Source organism: Paenarthrobacter sp. TA1.8 (genome assembly GCF_048595705.1).
In the GTDB taxonomy this organism is placed as follows: Bacteria; Actinomycetota; Actinomycetes; order Actinomycetales; family Micrococcaceae; genus Arthrobacter; species Arthrobacter nitroguajacolicus.
Genome location: NZ_CP184287.1, coordinates 3006171 through 3028667, shown reverse-complemented (window position 1 = coordinate 3028667; position 22497 = coordinate 3006171). Strand labels below are relative to the sequence as shown.

Genomic DNA, 22497 nt, shown 5'->3' with positions numbered 1-22497 from the left:
GCGCGTTCACGCGCGCCCGGCGTCGGTTTGAGTCCTCAAGCGTGATCAGGCTAAGATGGTACGTCGGTCATATGTTCTACAGGAGTTCTCATTAAGCGAGATGCAAGTTCGCCCTTGGCGCTGGTAGTCAAGGACCTTGGACGCAGTCCAGGGACCATGCGGACACTCAACGAGCATGTACCTGCGCCAAGTGACCTTGGTGTGGCGCTCATTGGCGTAAAGGAAGGCTCGGATATCGAGCTGGATCTTCGTCTTGAGGCCGTACACGAAGGAATTCTGGTATCCGGAACCGTAGTCGTCGAAGTAACCGGCGAATGTGGTCGATGCCTGGATCCCCTTGCGTATGACCTTGAGGTCAATGTGCAAGAACTTTTCTTCTATGAAGGTGTTGAGCTTTCAGGCGAAGAAGACGATGAAGAGCAACATCGAGTCGAGTACGATCTGATCGATCTTGAGCCGGTGTTGCGGGACGCAGTTGTCACTATGCTGCCGTTCCAGCCGGTGTGCCGGGAAGACTGCCAGGGCCTGTGTTCCGAATGTGGAGCGCGCCTGGAAGACGAGCCGGGGCACCACCACGAGGTCATTGACCCTCGCTGGGCTGCCCTAGCTGATCTGGCTAAGACTGACCGGCAAACCGATTAGTAAGTGTTCGTCTAAGAGAGAAATGAGATAGCCGTGGCTGTTCCCAAGCGGAAAATGTCTCGCGCAAATACACGCGCCCGCCGTGCCCAGTGGAAGGCAACTGCCCCCAACTTGGTCAAGACCATCGAAAACGGTCAGGTTACCTACAGCCTGCCGCACCAGGCAAAGGTCGTCACTGACTCTGCCGGCACCGCGCTGTTCCTTGAATACAAGGGCCGCAAGGTCGCAGACGCCTAATCTGCCGTACAGGCTGACTAAGGATGTCTTCAACTGAAGAGCTTCTGAAGCGTCTCGGTGTCTCGATTGACACCGAGACGCTTCGTCTTGCTCTGACACATCGCTCATACGCGTATGAGAACGGCGGGATTCCCACCAACGAGCGCCTCGAGTTCCTCGGCGACTCCATCCTGGGCTTCTCCGTGACCGATTCCCTTTACCGTGAGAACCCCTCGCTGCCCGAAGGTGAGCTCGCAAAGCGACGCTCGGCCGTCGTCAGTACGCGCGCGCTGGCCGGGATTGGCCGGCAAATCGGCGTGGGCGAGTTTATATACCTCGGGCAAGGCGAGAAGCTTACCGATGGCAAGAACAAGGCCTCCATCCTGGCTGACACCATGGAAGCCCTGATCGGGGCCACGTATCTCTCGAACGATATCGAGACCGCGCGGCAACTGGTCATGCGCCTGGTAGGACCGCTCCTCAAGGATGCAGGCGCACTGGGGGCGGGAACTGACTGGAAGACGAGCATCCAGGAACTTACGGCCAGCCGGCAGCTGGGCGCCATTCACTATGCCGTCGAAGGTTCAGGGCCGGACCATGCCCGGACGTTCGAGGCAGTTCTGAACATCGGCGGAACTCCCTACGGTCGGGGCTCGGGCCACTCCAAGAAAGAAGCGGAGCAGGAAGCCGCCGCTGATGCCTGGCGTGCCCTGACCGCCCTGGACCCCACTACTGCCGGTCCTTCTTCCTCTTGAACCCAAAATGCCTGAACTTCCCGAAGTAGAGGTAGTCCGCCGCGGCTTGGCCCGTTGGGTCCGTGGCCGAACAATCACCGGAGTGGACGTCGTCGATCCGCGCTCCATCCGGCGACACACACTCGGAACCGAAGACTTCATCGGGAATCTTGAGCAAGCCACTGTGCTGGACGTCGTGCGGCGAGGGAAATTCCTCTGGATGCCCTTGGCCATGTCCGGCTCGTCCGAATCCGACCCCGGAATAGCGCCGGTCCTCACAGCAGATCTCCCTAAAGTGGCGCTGATGGCGCATCTGGGAATGAGCGGCCAACTGCTGATGCAGGACCCCGAAGTACCGGATGAAAAGCACCTCAAAGTCAGGATCAGGCTCAGTTCCGCGGATGGTATGCCGGAGCAGCTGCGTTTCGTGGACCAGAGAATTTTTGGCGGCCTGTTCGTGACGTCCCTGGTGCCGACTGTCGACGGCGGCCCTGGCGGCTTGGGCGAAACACCCCTGCCGGAGATCGCAGAAGAAGCATCGCACATCGCCAGGGATCCGCTTGACCCGTACTTTTCGTTCGACGCGTTTTATCGGAAGATCAAGAGTCGCAAGACAGGGCTGAAGCGGGCGCTGCTGGACCAGGCGGTTATTTCCGGCATCGGCAACATCTACGCGGACGAAGCGTTGTGGCGCGCCCGCCTCCATTACGCCAGGGCCACGGACACGCTTCGCCGCGCGGATGCTGGACGGCTGGTTGAAGCCGTGAGAGAGGTCATGAACGCTGCACTTGCCGCGGGAGGGACTAGTTTCGACTCTCTGTATGTCAATGTCAACGGCGATTCCGGATACTTCGCCCGGTCGCTGAATGCCTACGGGCGTGCTGGTGAAATGTGCGGCCGCTGCGCGGCGACAGGCCTGCACAGCATCATAAAGCGGGAACAGTTTATGAACCGTTCTTCCTATACCTGCCCTGTGTGCCAACCGCGGCCCCGGAATGGACGTTGGTAGGCCCAAAACTGTTCCGGAATCGGGATCGCAATGGCAGACTGTCCCCATGAACAGCTTGGCGCTTCGAATCGCCATCGCAAGGATCAACGCCACCACGATGCGGGTGGCGTCAGTTCTATCCGCTCACCTTCGTGAAAGCGCCTCCCAACCTTTCGGCAACCCAGTCACCCCGGGTACGCCATGATGGCGCGGCGGTTGGTCATCGCGGGCATTTGCCTTGCTGTGCTGATCGCCGCCGTCGCCATAGTTCTGGACCAGATGGCCGGGAAGCCAGGGCCGTCTGCTGCCCAAAGCACATCCTCTTCCGCTCCGAGTACTGGCTCCAGCATCACCCCGTCCGGGGGAGCAACCCCTGGCGGCACGGGAGATCCCACCGGCGATCCTCAGCCCGGCAGCCCGGCGTCGGGGACTGAAGGCAGCGGCATTGGTGACGGCAGCGGTGAGGGTGATGATGGTCCGTCCACTGCCAAGCCGCTCGAAGTCCTGCCGCCGGTGACTGCCACCCCAACAGGGCTGCCTCAACCATCTGCCCCCGCACCATTGGTCACCACCTTGCCTGACCCCGGCAGCGCAGCCGGCGAAGTGGTTGACGGGTGGCCTGCCGACATTCTGACGTTGCCCGAAGGAACAACGATCGGTTCCACGTCAGTGTCGACGTCGGGTGATGTCCTCCAGGTGGCTGCTGATGGCATCATCGCCAAGCCACAGGCAGAGGTCTTGGCGTCCTTCCGTCAGTCGTTGGTTGCCCACGGGTTCTGGTCTGAGGCTGCGCCGGCCGCAGAGGGCGCACTGGCCGAACGATTCGTGCGAGGCGCAGACACGGTCACGGTTTCAGTGTCGACGACAGGCACAGGCAACTCACGCTTCCAGCTTTTGGGCAGCCTGCACACGGCGGCGGACTAGGGGCAGCGATGTACATTTCACTTTCGGACCGGGGTAAACGGGACAAGCCGGAGGGAACAAGAACGGCACTATCGAGCGAAGTGCCGTTCCGTTTGTCTCCGGTCATTCTGTGGCTGGGCATTGTGAGTATGGTCACCGACGTTTCTTCGGAGTCAGTCACAGCAATCCTCCCTTTGTACGTGACCGGCTTCCTGGGGCTGTCCACCATTGCCTTCGGGTTCATCGACGGAATCAACCAGGGTGCCAGTGCAATCGTCAGGATCGCGGCCGGCTGGGCTGCCGACCGCAGCGGACACCCCAAACGGATAGCTTTGGCCGGCTACGGATTATCAATGCTTGCCCGGATCGGTTTCCTCTTCGCGGGCGGGTTCTGGGCAATTGCGGCGATAGTTACCGGGGACCGGATCGGCAAGGGCATCCGCACGGCACCGCGGGACGCCCTCATTTCAGTTTCAGCACAGCCTGAACACCTGGCCCGTTCGTTCGGCGCTCATCGCATGCTGGACAACATCGGCGCCGCAGCCGGGCCGTTGATTGCCTTCTTCGTGTTGTTGATGATTCCCAACGGTTTCAGCACGGTTTTTGTGGTGTCGCTGGCGTTCGCCGTGATCGGTGTTGCCGTCCTCGCCTTGGTGGTGCCTGACATTAAGGCACATGGCGTTAAGGGCATGGAGGAGCGTGAAGGCCGCCGTCTTTTCGCTTTCTCCTGGTCCCACCTGAAGGAACCGGGCCTCGGCAAGCTGCTGATCGCTGCCGGTTTGCTGGGCTTGGTGACCATCGGCGACGGCTTCATCTATCTGGTGCTGCAGGCACGGGATTCTTTCGCAGTCCAGTGGTTTCCGCTGTTGTTCGTAGGCACAAACGTGGTGTTCCTGGCTTTCGCCATTCCGCTGGGACGGCTGGCTGACCGGGTGGGAAAAATCCCGGTGTTCGTGGGTGGGCATATTGCACTGCTGGCAACGTACCTTCTCGCGGCGGCACCTTTTGGTGGGCTGTGGGCGACCGTCGGTTGCCTCATCCTTCTGGGGGCGTTCTATGCAGCCACCGACGGCGTGCTGGCCGCCTTGGCCAGCCAGCTGACACCTCCGGGAAAACTTGCTACGGGCATCGCGTCCGCGCAGACCGTAGTGGCGCTAACCCGGATGTTGGCATCGGCAGGTTTTGGTGTTCTCTGGTATGCGGTTGGTGCCCCAACGGCCATGGTGGTGGCGGGTGGATTGCTCGCTTGTGCTGTTGTGGCTGTGGCCTTTATCCTGCGTGGCGCAGGGGTTGCGCCGGCAGGGGACCCGGATGACTCGAGCAACGAGGCATGAGCGGCGCGCTCGCTGAAGGCAAGCTGCGGTGGGGTGCACTCCTGGCCGTCACGGCACTCGTCCTGGTGGCGGCCGGTATATACGCGGTGGCGGCCTACCAGCGTTTTGAAGAAAGTCGCACTGCGGCTTCGTCCGTGGGCACCACAGCGAGCCAGCCGCTTCCAGCAGCGCCCTTCATCCTTTTTCGCAACACAGCATCGGGCCAAGGCTATGGCAACGCGGCCACTGTGCCGTTGGCATCTCCCGATGGCAACCGGGCCGTCAGTGGGCAGGAGTGCGACCGCGTGTACGGAACGTCTGAGAAGGTGGTGTGCCTGAAGACAAACCGTGGACTGGTGACGGCGTTTGAAGCTGCTGTCCTGAACCGCAACTGGGAGCAGCAAAGGGCATGGCCGGTCCCGGGAATACCCAGCAGGACCCGCATCAGCCCCGACGGATCCATGATTGCCACCACCGTGTTCGTCTCGGGCCACTCCTACGCCACGGCAGGCTTTTCCACGGCCACCGAGATCAGCCTTCCGGAAGGCACATCAGGCAACCTCGAGGACTTTGCTTTGATGGTGAACGGCGAAAGGCTTCTGGCTACGGACAGGAATATTTGGGGTGTGACGTTCGCGCCTGGCCAGAGCGATGTTTTCTACGCAACGGCCGCTTCCTCCGGGCGCATCTGGCTGGTTCGGGGGAGCCTGTCCGCGAAGACCCTGACTGCCATTCACGACAATGTGGAGTGTCCGTCCATTTCGCCTGACGGCACGAGGATCGCGTTTAAGAAGAACGACGGCGGGGCGCTGGCCGCACACTGGAAAGTCGCAGTGCTTGAGCTCGCTACGGGACAACAAACCGTGCTCTCCGAGAAGCGCAGTGTTGATGACCAGATCGAGTGGCTGGATAACCGGAACCTGCTCTATGGCTTGGCAGCCGATGACGGTAACGGTGACAGCAACATATGGAAACTCGGCACGGACCCGACCTCACAGCCAAGCCTGTTCATCGCCCATGGGTGGTCTCCCAGCGTCGTCCGCTGAAGGTAGTCGTCCGCTGAAGGTAGTGGGCTCAAAATCGGCTGGCACATGGAACCGCTGGTACGTGGAACCGCTGGCGCCCGGCCCGGAGTTCGGGGGGCGGGCACCAGCGGAAGTCGCCGTTTACGGCCGGCCGTCAGCAGGCCCGCAGCAACCCGCAGAGAAGCCCGCCGGTTTGCGTGGGACTGGGCGTCGGACTCGGGGTCGGACTGGGTGTGGCCGTCGCCGTAGGAGTCGCCGTCGCCGTCGCTGTTGGTGACGGCGTTGCCGTGGCGGTGGCAGTCGGAGTAGCTGTGGCTGAAGGTGCAGCCTGCTGCTGGGCCGGCGCCGCCGTGGAGTACACGACGTCAACGAAGTAGTTCGTGGCGTTCCAGGAGTTGGTTGGCATTACACCGCCGGATCCGTACCGGTAACGGCCATTGTTCGGGCTAGTGGCCGTAAATACTCCGCTCGTCCACGTCTGGTTGAAGAAGCCCTGCGTTGAGGAGTAGCGGCCGTTCGGCGCCCGGTAGGACACGACGTAGGTTTGGCCTGTCGCCAGCGCCACTGGTGTGGCCAGGGTGGCGGTTTGCCAGCCCGTTGCCGTCTCGTTGGTGAAGGTTACTTGAGCCAGGCGGGTGCCGGCCGCATTCCAGAGTGAGCCCACATGGGTTCCGGTGTTACCGGTCCCCTTGTAGAAGCGGATGCCGGTCACATGTCCCGCTTGGGAGACTGTGAAGGCAGTACCGAGTTCCACAGATAGGAAGTCGGAGTTTGCGGCCACCTGTGGCACCAGCGATCCAAAGATGGTGGATTGTTGCATTGTTGGGGCGGCCGTGGTGAATTGCCAATTGCTCGGGGGCAGCGTCTGCCCTTGTGGAGTTGCCACACCCGAGACGCTGGCGGAAATCGCAGTGTTGGCCGGCAGTGCAGCCGTCGGCGTGAAGGTAATGGTCTTCGCATCGGCGGACAAGGCAGCCGTCCCGGCGACGGACGAGCCGTTCGCGGTCAAGGTGAACGAGGCACCGGGTTTTATGGCTGTGGAGAACGTGATGGACGGTTTCACGTCAGTCGGAATGGCCGTTGCGCCGGGTGCCGGCACCTGCGCCACCATGCTCAGTGGCGGTGCCGCTACGGTAAATACCAAATCCACGAGGTAGCTTGCCGTGGATGCTGTATTCGGGAAATCCCCGCTGTAGGAGTAAGACCCGGAATCCGGCTCGGTCTTCAGCGGTCCCCTGGTGAAGCCTTCTCCGAATCCTCCGGCCGTGTACGAGTACTTACCTGTAGGCGTCTTGTAGGCGGCCACGTACTCCGTGTCAGCCTGGATGTTCACCGGTTGGCTGAAGGTGGCCGTCTGCCAGCCGGTGCTGGATTCATTGGTGAAGGTGACGGTAGCCAAAACCTGGCCGGCCGCCGTGTACAAGTATCCGGTGTGGGTTCCGGTGTTCCCGGCGGACTTGTAGAAGCGCACGCCGGTCACCTGGCCGGCGGTGTCACTGCTGAACCGGACGCCCAACGTCAAAGGCACTCCATCATTGACTTCGACAGTGGTCGGCGTCACCGTGTCCTCGTACAGGGTGCAGGGGCACGAACCAGGCGTGCCGGCGGGCGGGACAGTGGTGAACTGCCAGGTACCACCGGACGACATCGGTTGTCCGGACGTCGCCGTCGCAGTCACCGTTGCCGTGTACGTTGTACCGGCCGCCAAGGGGGCCGCCGGAGTGAACGTGACCTTGCGCGTTGCCGTGTCGTAGGCGGTGGTTCCTGAAACCGCAACGCCGGCGGCGGTCTTGAGGGACAGAGTAACGCTTGAGGCAACTGCGGCCTCGGAAAGGACTGCGCTCACGGTCGAGTTTAGGGGGACGCTGGAGGCGTTCGGGATCGGGTTATGACCGCCGACCGTGAACGGTGGCGCCGAAACCATGACCACCACGTCCACCAAGTAGCTGGCGGACGACCGCGAACCCGGGAAATCGCCACTGTACGTGTACGCGCCCGCATCCGACACAGTCCGCAGGGGTCCAACGCTCATGCCGGACCCAAAGCCGTTGGACGTGGCCGAGTAGGCGCCCGTGGGTGACTTGTAGGACGCAATATATTCCGTGTTCGCCGCCATCTGGACGGGCTGGCTGAACATTGCGGTCTGCCATCCGGAGCTGCTCTCGTTGGCGAAGGTAACTGTTGCCAGCTGCTGGCCCGTGGCCGTGTAGAGGGCGCCCGTGTGCGTGCCCGTGTTGCCGGCTGACTTGTAGAAACGGATGCCGGTGACCTCGCCTGCCGAAACACTCGAGAACCGCACACCCAATGTCAGCGGAACGCCATCACGGATCTCGGCAATCCCTGGCGTCACGCTGTCATCGTAAAGACTGCAGGGGCAGGAACCGGGAACCGGCACCGTGGACGCTGTGGTGAACGTCCAAGTGCCGCCTGAGGTTACCTGGCCGCCTACCGTGTCGGTACCGGCAAGAGTCGCCGTGTACTGCGTACTGAAGGCCAACTGCGACGTCGGAGTGAACGTGGCGCGGCGGGTAGCAGCGTCGTAGGTCGTGGTGCCGGCCATGGGACCGGCAGCAGACCGCAGCGTCAACTGGACGCTGGCGGCGGTGACGGGCTTGGAGAACACCGCGCTGACCTTCGTGGAGACCGCGACGCTTGACGACGACGGGATCGGGGAGTGCCCGGACACCGTCATTGGGGAATTGTCAACGGTGCTGAAGATGGCGTCGGCGAAGTAGTTGCCCCCGTTGAAGCTGGTGGTCGGGAAGCTCTGGGAGGTGCTGTACACACCCGCAGGTTCAGCGCCAAAGCCCCCCGCAACCGTCAGTGGGGCAGCGGTGGACCCGAAGCTCACCCACTGGAAGTCCTTGGTGGCATAGTGCCCCCGTGGAGCCCAATACGAGACCGTGTACTTCTGCCCGGCGGCGACCGCTACAGGTTGGCTGAACAGCGTGCTCTGCCAACCGCTGGCAGTCTCATTGCTGAATGTGGCGGTGGCCAGGCGCTCGCCGGAGGAGCTCCAGAGTGAGCCCGTATGCGTTCCTGTGTTTGCGGTGCTCTTGTAGAAGCGGACGCCGCTGATGAAGCCATCCACTGTGGGAGTGAAACGCAGTCCCATTTCGTAGGCGCCCCCATCACCGGAGTCCTGGATCGCGGGAACCGTTTGGCCGAACACACTGTAGGGTCCGCTCAGTAGGAGGTTGCGGGTGGTCGGAGTTCCAATGTTGGCGCTGTCGTCAATCGCCCGAACCTGGATGGTGGCATTCGCCAGGCCCTGTTGGATGTAACTGTAGGTCCAGTTCTGCTTGCCCGCGGCGGGGTGCCAAGTGCTGCCGCCGTCCGTGGAAACCTCGACGCCGGCAACCACGCCGCCGGTGTCGGCTGCGGTGCCGCTTACTGTGACTTTGCTGCCATGGGGGATGGTGGCCCCATTGGCCGGGGCGGTAACAGCAACCGTCGGCGCTGTCCGATCGCTGCTGGCGGCCGCGGCCACAAGGCCTGCTGCCCGCGAAGCCGGCTGCGCCCCCATGTCGGCAAGAAGGTTGACTTGGGCTTGGCGCATCCTCGGGTCAGCCGGAGCCCCGTTGCCGTCGTGTTCCTGATCCAGGCCCCAGGTCCACTGCACGCTGCCGGCTGAGAACACCAGGGCCCCGCTCGCAGCGCGATACAGCGTGACGTTATGGGTGGTGGTTCCGGGCTTCACCGTGTTCCCGTAGTCCTGCAGATATTCAGCTACGCTGCCTACCGTTGTGGACAGGCGGATGAGGCCCGCCGGACGGAAGCCGTTGTCGATGTCCTCGTTCGACTCATACCCCACGGTGTGCGGAGCCAATGCCGCCGACGAGCCTGCCGGCAGGGAAGCCAGAGTGGTATTACGCCATAGCCGCGTCTTGCCTTCCTCGGAGCTGACGGTCACGGGAAGGTCGGAGTAGTTGGACATGTACAGGGTTCCAGTCAGCCCGTTCTCCGGGAGTCCGCCGCCATTGGCCTGTGATGCGAAACGCGGGTCCCGCCAGGTGCCTGTCCACTGCGGGCTGGGGTCGATCTTGCCGTTGGACCACGTCTCCTTGTAGGAGGTCAGCGTGCGCCCGGCTGCGCCATCCACGATTGAGGGTTCGAAACGGGTTCTCCAATACATCTCGTTGCCGGACAAGAACTGCAGGTTGACGCCCGCATCGCGTGCCGCTGCGACGTTGGCGCGCTGTGGGCCGGACCAGTATTCATCGTGCCCCACGGACAGGAACACTTTGTGATTGAGCAGTAAACTCCCGCTGCGGTCGGTGTCGAGCCCGCTGATGTAGCTGACGTCATAGCCGTTTTGCTCCAGGAAGCGGACCATCGGGTACTCGTTGGCGAAGTAAAAGTCCCTGCCATCGGGCCCGCCGCGGCTGTTCATGGGCCGGTTATAACTGATCTTGTAGGCCCTGCCATTGTCACCGCCCTCATAGAAGCTGGAGCCTCCGTAAGTGTTGTAGGCCTGCCATGTGGTGTCACTGGTTTGGAAGACCACGTCCGAGCGGCTGGCGTCTTGGCGGACAACGAACGTTATGTGGCTTTGGCCGCCAGTATCAGGCCTTGTCAGCAGGGCAACGTAAACACCGGATACTGCTGTTGCCGGTACTTGCCACGTTGCCGACACACCCCACGTGCCGCAGTCGTACAGCTCCGTGGCGAGGTCGCTTCGGCAGGCAGGTTGGTTCTGGCGCAAGACCGATGGCACAACATCCGCGATCTTGCGCGCTCCGTTGCCGCCGTACCAGCCTGTGCGGTAGATCGCTATGGTGTAGCTCGGCGCATTCGTGGCCACCTTAAAGCGGATGGGCTGGCCGGCATTGACGCTGATCTCGGTCGAGAAGCCTTGAATGCTGTCATCCCCGGCTCCAAGGATGTCCCACTCCGATGGGGGGCTGCCTGGTTTGGAGTTCTCGCAGACCACAGGGTTTACCACGGGGTCGCAGGGCCCTGCCGCAACGGCTGCTGGTGCTGTAAGAGGCAGCAGGGCTGCCACCATGGCAAGCACCAAGGGCACAAGAAACCCTTTGAAGACCCGCTGCGGTTGGGTAGCTGAAGGACCGGGCATGAGAACTCCTGGAGTGGTACGCCGATTGCTAAGACGGGGCCACGCATTAAGCACAGCCCCTGCTTGCCGCTCCCCAGCCAGGGTCAAACCAAGATCTTCAGTTATGAAACACAGGATTATCACGGATGGATGTTCCGAAGATCGGGACCGGATCCGGCAAAGACCGAACAGAAGTTCAAGCCGAAGCCGGATCACAGGAACGAATCCGCCAAGTAACCCTTGGCAGGAGTGTAGGGGCGTGGCTTGCCGCCCGCAAGGGCTTACGCCTTCAGATCCGCGGATTTCGCACAAACCGCAGTAGATTTAGTGGATACAGACACCCGGGCCACCCAGGAGAACCGAAGCGCCTTGCACCTGAAAAGTTTGACTGTCCGAGGATTCAAGTCCTTTGCATCGGCCACGACCTTCGACTTTGAGCCGGGCGTCACTGCCGTCGTCGGTCCCAACGGCTCGGGCAAATCCAATGTGGTGGATGCCTTGGCCTGGGTCATGGGAGAGCAGGGCGCAAAAACCCTCCGCGGCGGCAAGATGGAAGACGTCATCTTCGCAGGTACCTCAGGCCGGCCTCCGCTGGGCCGAGCCCATGTAGCCCTGACAATCGACAATGCGGACAACGCGCTCCCCATCGAGTACAGCGAAGTCACCATCTCCCGGACCCTCTTCCGTACGGGTGGGTCCGAGTACGCCATTAACGGCGCACCCTGCAGGCTCCTGGACATCCAGGAACTCCTCTCCGATTCCGGCCTCGGCCGCGAGATGCACGTCATCGTCGGACAAGGCCAGCTGGACCGCGTACTGCATGCCACCCCTGAGGACCGCCGCGGCTTCATCGAAGAAGCCGCAGGCATCCTTAAGCACCGCCGCCGCAAGGAAAAGACTGTCCGCAAGCTGGAAGCCATGCAGGCCAACCTCGCACGGCTCGGTGACCTCACGGCAGAGATACGGCGGCAACTAACCCCCTTGGGCAAGCAGGCAGAAATAGCCCGCCGTGCCCAAACAGTCCAGTTCGATGTCCGTGATGCCCGCGCACGACTTTTAGCGGACGACCTCGTGCAACTGACCACAACCCTTGAAAAGGACGTCGCCGACGAAGCAGCGCTCAAGGAGCGCCGCCAGGTGGTTGAAGCGGAGCTGGGTGCGGGGAGGCGGCGCCAAGCTGCCTTGGAGCAACAGGCCACCGAAGCCACACCGCGACTCAACGCAGCACGCGACCATTGGTACCAGCTCTCAGCAAACAGGGAACGACTCCGCTCGCTCGGATCACTGGCCACCGAGCGCAGGAGGCTCTTGGGTTCCTCGGAGGTCAGCCCGGACACAGGACGCGACCCCGAGCAACTCGAACGCCAAGCCGCCAGGGTCCGTGAGGAACAGGCTGCCCTTGAGCACGACATCCTTGCAAAGCAAGCGGCACTTCTGGAAGCCACAGTTGCCAAGGACTCGGCCGAAGCGCTCGCAGCTGCGGAAGACAAACGCTTGACGGCCATGCTGAGGGCAGCCGCCGACCGTCGGGAAGGGCTGGCCAGATTGGCAGGCCAGGTTGCCGCGGCCAGGTCCCGGGCTGAAGCTGCCGAGGCCGAACGTGGTCGCCTCAGGGAATCCCTCGCTGCAGGTGATGAACGGCGCCGCAAGGCCCAGAGCGAGTTCACTGCCCTCGAGTCGCAAGTGGCCGGTGTTGAGGACGGCGAAGAGAGCCTTGACGCTGACTATGAGGATGCCAGTGACGTCTTGGACGCAGTCCTCGCGGAAATCGAGGAGCTCAAAGCTTCTGAGCGGGAAGCTGTCCGTGAGCGGGACGCGCTGACGGCACGTCGCGATGCCCTTCAGCTTGGGCTCAACCGCAAGGACGGGTCCGGAAGTCTCCTCACGGCCGACGGCGTGCTTGGACCTTTGGCCGCGCTGGTTTCCATCGAGCCGGGATACGAGGCCGCCATAGCTGCCGCCTTGGGGAGTGCCTCCGATGCCTTGGTGGTTGCCGATACGGATATTGCGTTAGCAGCCATTGGATTGTTGAAGGATAACGACGGCGGGCGGGCAGCATTGCTTCTAGCCGGCGGTACCGCTGTCGATGCAGAAAGCCGTGCCAACCCCGCGCTTCCCGGTGGCAGCCGCTGGGCCGCGGATGTTGTCAAGATTGCTGATCCCGCTGCCCAAGGCGCGCTCGGGCTCCTGGCCCGGACCGCCGTCGTCGATGATCTGGAGGCGGCGGCAGCCTTCATCGCGGAACATCCCGACCTCAGGGCCGTCACCCGGGAAGGTGACATCCTGACCTCCCTGACCATCACAGGAGGATCGGCCAACGCGCCGTCGCTGCTGGAGGTCCAGGCAGCAGTTGACGACGCCGATGCCCGGCTTCAGGAGGTCACGGCCCGTCTGGAACGTGGACGCTTCGCCCTGGCCGGGGCCCAGTCCCGCCGCGCTGAGGCGCAGGACCGCGCCGATGCCGCTTTGGAGCGGCTGCACGAATCGGACGCCCGGCTTGCGGCGGTAGCCGAGCGCTTGGGTCACCTTAATTCGATTCTTCGCAGTGCTGTTGGAGAAAGCGAACGGCTCGCTGCTTCCATGGCCAAGGCTGAAGCCAACATCGCCGATGCTCAACTGGACCTCGAAGTTGCGGCGGAGCGCCTCGCCGCGGCCCAGGAAGCTCCGGACGAGGAACCGTCCACCGACCAACGGGACGAACTCGCTGCCAAGGCCAGAACCGCCCGGGCACAAGAAACGGAGGCCCGCCTTGCCCTCCGCACGTCCGAGGAGCAAGTGGGGGCCATCAGCAACAGGGCTGCATCGCTGGAGCGGGCAGCAGCGATAGAACGCCGCGCCCGTGAAGAAGCCGCTCGCCGCGCCCAACGCCGACGCGCCCAGGCCCAGCGTGCCGCGGCAGTCGCGTCAGCGGTGGAGCAGACCCTCCGGTTCATCGATATTTCGGTGGATTTGGCGGGCCATGATCGTGACCTTGCCGAGCAAAAGCGGGAGCAGCTGGAGAAGGAACTCACCGAGGTCCGCACTGGTAACGATGCCTTGGCCCGGGAGCTTGCCCAACTTACCGACTCCGTCCACCGGGACGAGATGGCCCGGACACAGCAGCGTCTCCGTATCGAGGCCCTGGAGACGCGGTCCATCGAAGAACTGGGCCTCTCCGCTGAACAACTCATCGCAGATTACGGTCCCGATCAACCGGTTCCGTTGCCTCCTGGAACCACCACCGATAAGTGGGCTGAACTGCGGGCGCCCGTTGATGAGAATGGCGAGGCCATCATTGAGGGAGTTCCGTTCGTCCGGGCGGAACAGGAGAAGAGGCTCAAGAAGGCCGAGCGGGAACTCGCGGCGCTGGGCAAAGTAAACCCGCTCGCGTTGGAAGAGTTCGCCGCCCTGGAAGAACGGCATCAGTTCCTTAGCTCGCAACTCGAGGACTTGAAATCCAGCCGCAAAGACCTGCTGGACATCATCAAAGAGGTGGACAACCGTGTCCAGCAGGTATTCACTGAGGCTTTTGCTGATACTTCAGCCCAGTTCGACCACGTCTTTGCCCGGCTCTTTCCCGGTGGTGAGGGCAGGTTGGTGCTCACGGACCCTGACGACATGCTGAACACGGGAATTGAAGTAGAAGCCCGGCCTGCGGGAAAGAAAATCAAGCGGCTTTCGCTGCTCTCCGGCGGGGAGCGCTCACTCACGGCAGTGGCGCTGCTGGTGGCCATCTTCAAAGCCCGCCCCTCACCGTTCTATGTCATGGACGAGGTGGAGGCGGCGTTGGACGATACCAACCTGGGCAGGCTCATCACCATCTTCGAGGAACTACGCGAGTCCAGCCAGTTGATCGTGATCACCCACCAGAAGCGCACCATGGAAGTGGCGGATGCGCTTTACGGAGTCACCATGAGGGGCGACGGCGTCTCTACGGTCATCAGCCAGAGGCTCGGTGCCGGGGCATAGCTTTATGAGAAGGTAGGGGAGTGAACGATTTCCTACCCATAATTCTGTCCATTCTCGCTGCGCTCGTAGTGGTCGGCGGACTCGTGCCGGTACTGATGAAAGCCCGGAAGACCGGAGCCAAGTACCCCGGAACACGCGACGCGAACGATCCCGTCCAGTCATCAGCAGCAGGCGGCGGAACTCTTGTGGAGGACCGCCCGGATGCGGTGACCGCTCCGGCCCCGACCTTCGACGGGACCGTGGAGGATACGGATGTCCCGGATGACGCCGCCGGGCTCGAAACCATCGCGATTGATACTCCGGCGCCGGTGGAAGGCAGGCTCACCCGCCTCCGCGCCCGATTGATCAAGTCCAACAACATCCTGGGCAAGGGCCTCCTGGCTCTGCTGTCGGGCGACAAGATCGATGAAAACGTCTGGGACGAGGTGGAGGAGACCCTCCTCCTGGCCGATCTTGGCACCGAACCCACCATGCAGCTGGTCGATGCACTGCGTGAGCGCGTCAAGGTGCTGGGCACGCGCAGCCCCGAGGACGTCAAGGCAATGCTCCGTGAGGAGCTCATCAAGCTGGTCGATCCCTCCATGGACCGCTCCTTGAACGTCGAGCGCAAAGCTGACCGTCCCGCCGTCGTGCTGGTTGTTGGCGTGAACGGCGTTGGCAAGACCACCACAGTAGGCAAGCTGGCACGTGTGCTGGTGGCCGAAGACAAGGATGTCTTGTTGGGCGCCGCTGACACTTTCCGCGCAGCTGCTGCGGAGCAGTTGGCCACTTGGGGACAGCGCGTGGGCGTGCCCACGGTCAAGTCCGACATCGACGGCGCCGATCCCGCGTCTGTGGCCTACGAAGCCGTGAAGGCCGGTATCGATCAGGAAGTCGATGTGGTCATGGTTGACACTGCAGGACGCCTGCAGAACAAGACCGGTTTGATGGATGAGCTTGGCAAGGTCAAGCGCGTTATTGAGAAGCTGGCCGAAGTTGATGAAGTCCTGCTGGTCCTGGACGCCACCACCGGACAGAACGGCCTCAACCAGGCCCGCGTCTTCGCGGAGGTGGTGAACATCACCGGCATCGTGCTGACCAAGCTGGATGGAACCGCCAAGGGCGGCATCGTGGTGGCCATTCAGAAGTCACTGGGCGTCCCGGTGAAGCTCATTGGCTTGGGTGAAGGCCCGGACGACCTCGCACCGTTTGACGCCGAGAGCTTCGTGGACGCACTGCTCAACTAACGTCGTCACCGGAGGGGGAGTGCTTTGAGGGTTCGCGCGCCGGCAGCCATGCCACTGCGGTGAGGATGAGCACTCCTCCGGTGATGCCGAACGCCCATCCGTAGCCGAGGCGGTCAGCGAGCAGACCGGCCACAATCGGACCGACAATCGCGCCCGTGTCGGCCGCCATCTGGAAGATGGCGAGTACTTTCCCTCCCGAGCGTCCGCGACCGATGACATCCGCGACGGCGGCTTGTTGCGCCGGGCCCAGCAATCCGGAGCCGAAACCCGCCACTGCGGATGCGATGAGGAATGCAGTCAGGTCGGTGGTGAGTCCTATAACGCCGGTGGCTGCGCCCGTGATGAGCAAGCCTGGGATGAGCAGGGGCTTACGTCCCCAAGCGTCTGCGAGCCGACCGCTGAATGTCAGGGCAAGGGCGTTGCCCACAGCAAAAATGGCCAGTGCCCAGGCAGCGGTCTCGGGCGCTGACTGCAGGACGGCCACGGCGAACAGCGGGATGGTGGCCATTCGGACGCCGAAGGTCACCCAGCCGTTGCCAAAGCTCGAAAATATGGCGGCGCGGTAAGCGGAGTCCGCCAGGGCTTCCTTGAGCGTCATGGCCGGGGCAGGTGTGGCGTTCTCGGCCGCGTTGCCTTCTCCGCTGAGCATGGTGCGCACCACCAAGGCCGCCACCAACAACGCTCCTGCGTAGGCAAGGAACGGTACCCGGAGGCCGAAGCCTGCCAGCAAACCGCCCACGACCGGACCCAGGACGCTTCCGATCAGGAATGCGGAGGCGTAAGCCCCGGACACGCGGCCCCGACGTTCGGGCGGTGCGAGGCGGATGAGCAGTCCCATGGCGGCAACGGTGAACATCACAGAGCCGGCCCCTCCGAGGCCCCGGAAGATCAGTAGTTGCCAATAGTCCTGCGCGAAAGCGCATGCCGCGGTGGAGACGGCCACGATCAACAAACCGGTGACGTAGACGTTCCGCTCACCGAACCGTCCAATCAAGGCGCCGCCTGCAGGTGCGAAGACCAACCGCATGAACGCGAAGATGCTGACGATCACCGCGGCGGCCGTGGCACCAACATCGAACGTCGTAGCGAACTGCGGCAGTACGGGGGCCACCAAGCCGAAGCCCAGGGCGATCAGGAACGCTGCGACCAACATCACCTTGATATCGCGCGGAAGGGGAGCTTTCTCCGGCCTGATCCTTGGGGCTTTGACGGATCTGGGCGACTCGGTCATACGGTGCTGGTCCTTCTGGTGGGATCTCTGGGGCTGCTGAGGTGTATGTGGTCCAAAACCGGGTATTTCCGGTGAAGTCCGACGCCTGAAACATATCCGTAACACCGGGGATATGCACCATTTACGTTGGGGAGGTTGTTGTAACGAGCCCGCAATGTAAAACCTGCGCAGGTGAAACACGGCGGCACAAAACTCTTAAGCAGGACGCAAACGGCGTCAGGACAGCGGTTGAACCGCAGATCTAGCAAGAGAGGAACGTGCACCATGGAACTTACCGCAGGTCACGTATGGGTCATGGTGGCGGCGGCGCTTGTGCTGTTCATGACACCTGGTCTGGCATTTTTCTACGGCGGCATGACACGCGCCAAAGCAGCACTGAACATGATGATGATGAGCTTCATCTCCATCGGTATCGTGGGCGTCGTCTGGGTGCTGTGGGGCGCTTCCATGAGCTCCGGTGAAGGTTTCATGCAGATCGTGGGCAACCCCTTTGCTGCCTTCGGTCTTGCCGGAGTTGAAACCACGCCGGACGCGATGATCAAGATCGGCTACGCAGCCACCTTCGCCATCATCACCGTCGCCCTTATCAGCGGCGCAATCGCAGACCGCGCAAAGTTCGGCGCCTGGAGCATTTTCGTTCCGGTCTGGGTCACCCTGGTCTACTGCCCGCTGGCCTACATGGTCTGGGGCGGCGGCTTGTTCGGTCCCGAAGGCGCCATTGGCAAGGCCCTCGGCCCGGCCATCGACTTTGCCGGCGGCACCGTAGTCCACATCAACGCGGGTGTCGCGGCACTCGTTCTGGTCCTCATCATCGGTAACCGCCGCGGGTTCGGCAAGGACCCGAACCACCGCCCCCACAACATCCCGTTCGTGATGCTCGGCGCTGCGATTCTCTGGTTCGGCTGGTTCGGTTTCAACGGCGGCGCAGCAACCACCGCAGAACAGGCGGGCCTGATCTGGATCAACACCCTGGCAGCCCCTGCAGCAGCCATGATCGGATGGCTCATCACCGAACGCATTCGTGACGGCCACCCGACGTCGCTCGGCGCAGCGTCCGGTGTTGTAGCCGGGCTTGTAGCCATCACCCCGGCCTGCGCAAACGTAGACCCCGTTGGCGCCCTCGGCCTGGGCGTAGTTGCAGGCGTTGCCTCTGCCCTGGCAGTTGGCCTGAAGTTCCGTTGGGGCTTCGATGACTCCTTGGACGTAGTAGGCGTCCACCTCGTCTCCGGCATTATCGGCACCGTGGCCCTTGGCTTCATCGCCAAGTCCACTGACGGAGTCGGTGGCGGACTGTTCTACGGCGGCGGCATGACGCAGATGTGGGCACAGCTCGCAGCGGCCGGCATCGCCATCGCTTTCTCCGCCATCATGACCGCCATCATTGCCTTCGCCATCCACAAGACCATGGGCTTCAGGGTCTCCACGGAGCAGGAGAATGTTGGCGTCGACCTCAGCCTCCACGCTGAGACGGCATACGAGTTCGGCGTCAATGGCCACGGTGGCAGCTTCCAGCCGCTGCACAATGCAGTGACTGGAAAGTCCGACCCCGAAGCAGCCAAGACCCCCGCAGAAGGCAAGGAGAGTGTCCAGGCATGAAGCTCATTACAGCGATCGTCCGTCCCGAAAAGCTTGAAGCAGTCCGGGAAGGCCTCGAGTCATACGGGGTCCAGGGCCTGACGGTCAGCGCGGCCAGTGGCTACGGCCGTCAGCGCGGCTACACGGAGGTGTATCGCGGAGCCGAGTACAACGTGGACCTGCTGCCCAAGATCCGCATCGAGGTCCTCGCCACGGATGAGCAGGCAGACGACATCCTGGATGTCCTCATCGCCAGCTCAAACACAGGCCGCGCCGGTGACGGCAAGGTGTGGACCGTGGATGTCTACGAAGCAGTCCGGGTCAGGACCGGGGAGCGCGGCGCAGCCGCAATCTAAGTCCTTCAGTCACACACAGCGGGCCGGGTACCAGTTCAAGGTACCCGGCCCGCTTGCCGTGTTGGCGGTGTCTATCCGTCACACCTTCTTTAGTCCTCGACGACGGTGGGCTAGTCCGCCGGCCCGGCGCTGCCGGCGTCGTACTCCTGAAGCGGGACGTCGCCGCCCTCCCAGGCGCGAAGAACAGGCTCGATGATCCGCCAGCAGTCTTCGGCGGTATCGCCCCGAACGGACAACAACGGGTCGCCGTTGAGGATGCCCTCCAGCACCTCTCCATAAGGCAGCATTCCGGCTGCGTTGAGCTCGGCCACCAAACTAGCGCGGTCCAGCGTGAAGATGTCGCCGGGGCCGTTCACGTCGACGTCGAGTTGGAGCACGTCCGGACCGAAACCGATCCGCAGCTGGTTGGGGGAGTCCACGCCCGAAAATCCTTTGGGCAGGTGGGGGACAGGACGGAAGGTGATCACGGCCTCCTTGCGTCGGCGTCCCATGGCTTTGCCGGAGCGAAGGATGAACGGGACACCCTTCCAACGCCAGTTGTCGATGTCCACCCGGACCTCTGCAAGGGTTTCAGTGTTGCGGGCCGGGTCCACGCCTTCCTCGGCAGCGTAATCCGGCACCGTTCGTTCTCCGAGGGTTCCCGTGGTGTATCGGGCCCGGCGTGTGGAATCGGCGTACGGGGCTTTGATGCTGCTGGCCCGCAGGACCGTCGCCACGGCGTCGCGCAGGTCCCGTTCTTCGATGGTGGCCGGCGCGTCGATGGCCAGGAAAGCCATGATGTGCAGGAGGTGGCTTTGGATCATGTCGCGGAGCGCCCCGGCGGTGTCGTAGTACCGGGCGCGGCCCTCAAGTGCCAGGTCCTCGTCAAAGATGACTTCTACTTTTTCGATGTGGTGGCGGTTCCACACCGGTTCCAGGAACGTATTGGCGAAACGAAGTCCCAGGATGTTCAGCACCGTGGCTTTGCCCAGGAAATGGTCCACGCGGTGGATGTGGTCCTCGGGCACCAGTGCGGCCAGCGTCTTGTTCAGCGCGTGCGCAGATTCTGTTCCCGAACCGAATGGCTTTTCCATCACCAAGCGTGTTCCCGCTGGTAGCTGATCCTCATGGAGAACCTCGCAAGCCTTCTGGCTGATGTGCGGCGGCAGGGCGAAGTAAATGGCTACCGGGCCTTCCAACCTGGCCAGCAGCTCCGCCAAAGGCCCGTCTGCCGTGACATCGAGCTGATGGTATTCGGTTGCTGCGGCTACAGCAGCCAGTGCAGCGCGGCCTCCTGCGTCGGCTGCATCCGACGCCGCAGCAAAGGCGCCATGAACCCGTTCCTGCCACTGTTCAGGGGACCAAGGGTCGGAACCCGCCCCGACCAGCCGAAGTCCGGGCGCCCGGCCGGAAGCCAGGAGTCCGGCAAGCCCGGGCAGGAGCAGCCTGCCTGTCAGGTCCCCGGACGCGCCGAGGATGAGCAACGTTTTTACAGTTGTTTTGCTGGTCACTGTGCCAGCATGCCATCTTGCAGGTGCGACTTGGTACCCTAGATAGTCGAGTCCCGTAGTTGAGACATATTTGCCGGGGCAAGAATCGTCAAGACTATGGCGTGCCGCATTGGCCGCCATTCGTAGACCATCGAAAGAAGTGCACGGCGCGTGTTCAATTCACTCTCTGACCGGTTGACAGCAACCTTCAAGAACCTTCGTGGCAAGGGCCGCCTCACCGAGGCTGATGTCGATGCCACCGTTCGCGAGATTCGCCGTGCCTTGTTGGATGCGGACGTTGCCGTATCCGTGGTCCGCGAGTTCACTGGCCGTATCCGCGAACGCGCTTTGGGTGCTGAAGTCTCGGGAGCACTGAACCCGAGCCAGCAGATCGTGAAGATCGTCAACGAGGAACTCAAGGAGATCCTCGGTGGCGAAACCCGCCGCATCCGCCTGGCCAAGACCGGCCCCACCATCATCATGCTTGCCGGCCTCCAAGGTGCCGGTAAGACCACCCTCGCCGGCAAGCTGTCCAAGTGGCTCAAGGCCCAAGGGCACAGCCCCATGCTGGTGGCCTGTGACCTTCAGCGACCCAATGCAGTGACCCAGCTCCAGGTTGTTGGTCAGCGCGCGGGCGTCCCCGTGTTCGCTCCGCACCCCGGTGCTACGTCCGAGCTCGAGCACCCTGCCGGTGACCCGGTAGCCGTAGCCAAGGCCGGCGTCGAGGAAGCGCGCCAGAAGCTGCACGACGTCGTGATCGTTGATACCGCCGGCCGCCTTGGCGTCGACGCCGAGATGATGGATCAGGCCCGCCGCATCCGTCAGGCGATCATCCCCAACGAAGTCCTTTTCGTCATCGACTCAATGATTGGCCAGGATGCCGTCAACACGGCGATGGCGTTTGATGAAGGCGTCAACTTCACGGGTATCGTGCTCTCCAAGCTCGACGGCGACGCCCGCGGTGGTGCCGCGCTTTCGGTAGCGTCCGTGACCGGTAAGCCGGTCATGTTCGCGTCCACCGGTGAAGGCCTGGACGATTTCGAACTGTTCCACCCGGACCGCATGGCCTCCCGCATCCTGGACATGGGTGACGTCCTCACCCTGATCGAACAGGCTGAGAAGGCGTGGGACAAAGACGAAGCCGCCCGGATGGCGAAGAAGTTCGCTGACCAGGAAGACTTCACCCTGGACGACTTCCTCGCCCAGATGCAGCAGATCCGCAACATGGGCTCCATGAAGAAGATGCTCATGATGATGCCGGGTGCGCAAAACATCCGGCAGCAACTGGAGAACTTCGACGAAAAAGAGATCGACCGCGTCGAGGCGATTGTCCGCTCCATGACTCCGCACGAGCGTGTGGCTCCGAAGATCATCAACGGTTCCCGCCGCGCACGTATCGCCAAGGGTTCCGGTGTACACGTGTCTGAGGTCAACGGCCTGCTGGAGCGGTTCGCCCAGGCCCAGAAGATGATGAAGAAGCTCGCTCAGGGCGGTGGCATGCCGGGTATGCCCGGGATGCCTGGCCTTGGCGGCCCCGGCGGCGGACGCAAGGGCGGCAAGAACGCGCCCAAGAAGAAGGCGCGCTCGGGCAACCCTGCCAAGGCAGCCCAAGAGCTGCGGGATGCCGAAGCCAAGCGGGCGAATGCAGCCTCGGCAGCCCCCACAGGCGCGGCTTTCGGCCAAGGCGCAGCAGACTTCGATCCCTCATCGCTCAACCTCCCCAAGGGCTTCGACAAGTTCCTGGGCAAGTAGTCCGTGGCTGACATCCCAACCGCGTCGCAGTTGGGATGTCAGAGCCGTGGAATAGGCTGAACC

The 22497-nt window shown here is 62.7% G+C and carries 15 protein-coding genes; 12 read left to right on the top strand and 3 right to left on the bottom strand.

The features are described from left to right. Window positions 1–114: 114 nt before the first annotated feature. The 7 genes from ACNAOT_RS14085 (at window position 115) to ACNAOT_RS14055 (ending at window position 5842) form a co-directional block, all read left to right on the top strand. Window positions 115–642 (top strand): YceD family protein, encoded by a 528-nt coding sequence (locus ACNAOT_RS14085; protein WP_420178329.1) that lies wholly within the window; start codon window positions 115–117, stop codon window positions 640–642. A gap of 33 nt (window positions 643–675) precedes the next feature. After that, window positions 676–879: a 50S ribosomal protein L32 gene (rpmF, locus tag ACNAOT_RS14080; protein WP_011775139.1), complete on the top strand. Its 204-nt coding sequence runs from the start codon at window positions 676–678 to the stop codon at window positions 877–879. 23 nt (window positions 880–902) lie between these two features. Then, entirely contained in the window at window positions 903–1613 is a 711-nt protein-coding gene (rnc, locus tag ACNAOT_RS14075; RefSeq protein WP_420178328.1) for a ribonuclease III, read from the top strand. 7 nt (window positions 1614–1620) lie between these two features. Next, window positions 1621–2601 (top strand): bifunctional DNA-formamidopyrimidine glycosylase/DNA-(apurinic or apyrimidinic site) lyase, encoded by a 981-nt coding sequence (mutM, locus tag ACNAOT_RS14070; protein WP_420178327.1) that lies wholly within the window; start codon window positions 1621–1623, stop codon window positions 2599–2601. Window positions 2602–2781: 180 nt separating this feature from the next. Next, entirely contained in the window at window positions 2782–3504 is a 723-nt protein-coding gene (locus ACNAOT_RS14065) for a hypothetical protein (protein WP_420178326.1), read from the top strand. A gap of 80 nt (window positions 3505–3584) precedes the next feature. Next, window positions 3585–4817, top strand: a complete 1233-nt coding sequence (locus tag ACNAOT_RS14060) for an MFS transporter (RefSeq protein WP_420181168.1) — start codon at window positions 3585–3587, stop codon at window positions 4815–4817. Further along, entirely contained in the window at window positions 4814–5842 is a 1029-nt protein-coding gene (locus ACNAOT_RS14055; protein WP_420178325.1) for a TolB family protein, read from the top strand. Before ACNAOT_RS14060 ends, ACNAOT_RS14055 begins: the two co-directional genes overlap by 4 nt. A gap of 133 nt (window positions 5843–5975) precedes the next feature. Here ACNAOT_RS14055 and ACNAOT_RS14050 read toward each other — a convergent pair whose 3' ends face one another. Next, window positions 5976–10898, bottom strand: a complete 4923-nt coding sequence (locus ACNAOT_RS14050; protein WP_420178324.1) for a DUF4082 domain-containing protein — start codon at window positions 10896–10898, stop codon at window positions 5976–5978. A gap of 348 nt (window positions 10899–11246) precedes the next feature. Between ACNAOT_RS14050 and smc the strand changes: the two genes are divergently transcribed. Further along, window positions 11247–14825, top strand: coding sequence for a chromosome segregation protein SMC (gene smc / locus ACNAOT_RS14045; RefSeq protein ID WP_420181167.1), 3579 nt, complete (start codon window positions 11247–11249; stop codon window positions 14823–14825). A gap of 20 nt (window positions 14826–14845) precedes the next feature. Continuing rightward, window positions 14846–16051 (top strand): signal recognition particle-docking protein FtsY, encoded by a 1206-nt coding sequence (gene ftsY / locus ACNAOT_RS14040; protein ID WP_091468133.1) that lies wholly within the window; start codon window positions 14846–14848, stop codon window positions 16049–16051. On the opposite strand, the gene ACNAOT_RS14035 is transcribed toward ftsY, so the two are convergent. Further along, entirely contained in the window at window positions 16044–17282 is a 1239-nt protein-coding gene (locus ACNAOT_RS14035) for an MFS transporter (protein ID WP_420178323.1), read from the bottom strand. The genes ftsY and ACNAOT_RS14035 overlap by 8 nt on opposite strands. Before the next feature lie 264 nt (window positions 17283–17546). Here ACNAOT_RS14035 and ACNAOT_RS14030 point away from each other — a divergent pair, with 264 nt between their 5' ends. Then, on the top strand, window positions 17547–18878 hold the full coding sequence (locus tag ACNAOT_RS14030) for an ammonium transporter (RefSeq protein ID WP_420178322.1): 1332 nt from the start codon (window positions 17547–17549) through the stop codon (window positions 18876–18878). Next, window positions 18875–19213 carry a P-II family nitrogen regulator gene (locus ACNAOT_RS14025; protein WP_011775128.1) on the top strand — a complete coding sequence of 113 codons (339 nt, stop codon included), beginning with the start codon at window positions 18875–18877 and terminating at the stop codon, window positions 19211–19213. The genes ACNAOT_RS14030 and ACNAOT_RS14025 overlap by 4 nt, the downstream gene beginning before the upstream one ends. A 110-nt stretch (window positions 19214–19323) precedes the next feature. Here the strand turns inward: ACNAOT_RS14025 and ACNAOT_RS14020 are convergent, their stop codons facing one another. Next, window positions 19324–20823, bottom strand: coding sequence for a glucose-6-phosphate dehydrogenase (locus tag ACNAOT_RS14020; RefSeq protein ID WP_420178321.1), 1500 nt, complete (start codon window positions 20821–20823; stop codon window positions 19324–19326). Between the two features lie 30 nt (window positions 20824–20853). Between ACNAOT_RS14020 and ffh the strand changes: the two genes are divergently transcribed. Continuing rightward, on the top strand, window positions 20854–22434 hold the full coding sequence (gene ffh / locus ACNAOT_RS14015; RefSeq protein ID WP_420178320.1) for a signal recognition particle protein: 1581 nt from the start codon (window positions 20854–20856) through the stop codon (window positions 22432–22434). Window positions 22435–22497 lie beyond the last annotated feature (63 nt).

What these genes read in the sequence shown, in the direction of transcription:
- ACNAOT_RS14030 (WP_420178322.1), top strand. Translation starts at nt 17,547, where the DNA reads ATGGAACTTACCGCAGGTCACGTATGGGTCATGGTGGCGGCGGCGCTT.
- ACNAOT_RS14025 (WP_011775128.1), top strand. Translation starts at nt 18,875, where the DNA reads ATGAAGCTCATTACAGCGATCGTCCGTCCCGAAAAGCTTGAAGCAGTC.
- ACNAOT_RS14065 (WP_420178326.1), top strand. Translation starts at nt 2,782, where the DNA reads ATGATGGCGCGGCGGTTGGTCATCGCGGGCATTTGCCTTGCTGTGCTG.
- ACNAOT_RS14055 (WP_420178325.1), top strand. Translation starts at nt 4,814, where the DNA reads ATGAGCGGCGCGCTCGCTGAAGGCAAGCTGCGGTGGGGTGCACTCCTG.
- rnc (WP_420178328.1), top strand. Translation starts at nt 903, where the DNA reads ATGTCTTCAACTGAAGAGCTTCTGAAGCGTCTCGGTGTCTCGATTGAC.
- ACNAOT_RS14035 (WP_420178323.1), bottom strand. Translation starts at nt 17,282, where the DNA reads ATGACCGAGTCGCCCAGATCCGTCAAAGCCCCAAGGATCAGGCCGGAG.
- ACNAOT_RS14020 (WP_420178321.1), bottom strand. Translation starts at nt 20,823, where the DNA reads ATGGCGGCCAATGCGGCACGCCATAGTCTTGACGATTCTTGCCCCGGC.
- mutM (WP_420178327.1), top strand. Translation starts at nt 1,621, where the DNA reads ATGCCTGAACTTCCCGAAGTAGAGGTAGTCCGCCGCGGCTTGGCCCGT.
- ACNAOT_RS14050 (WP_420178324.1), bottom strand. Translation starts at nt 10,898, where the DNA reads ATGCCCGGTCCTTCAGCTACCCAACCGCAGCGGGTCTTCAAAGGGTTT.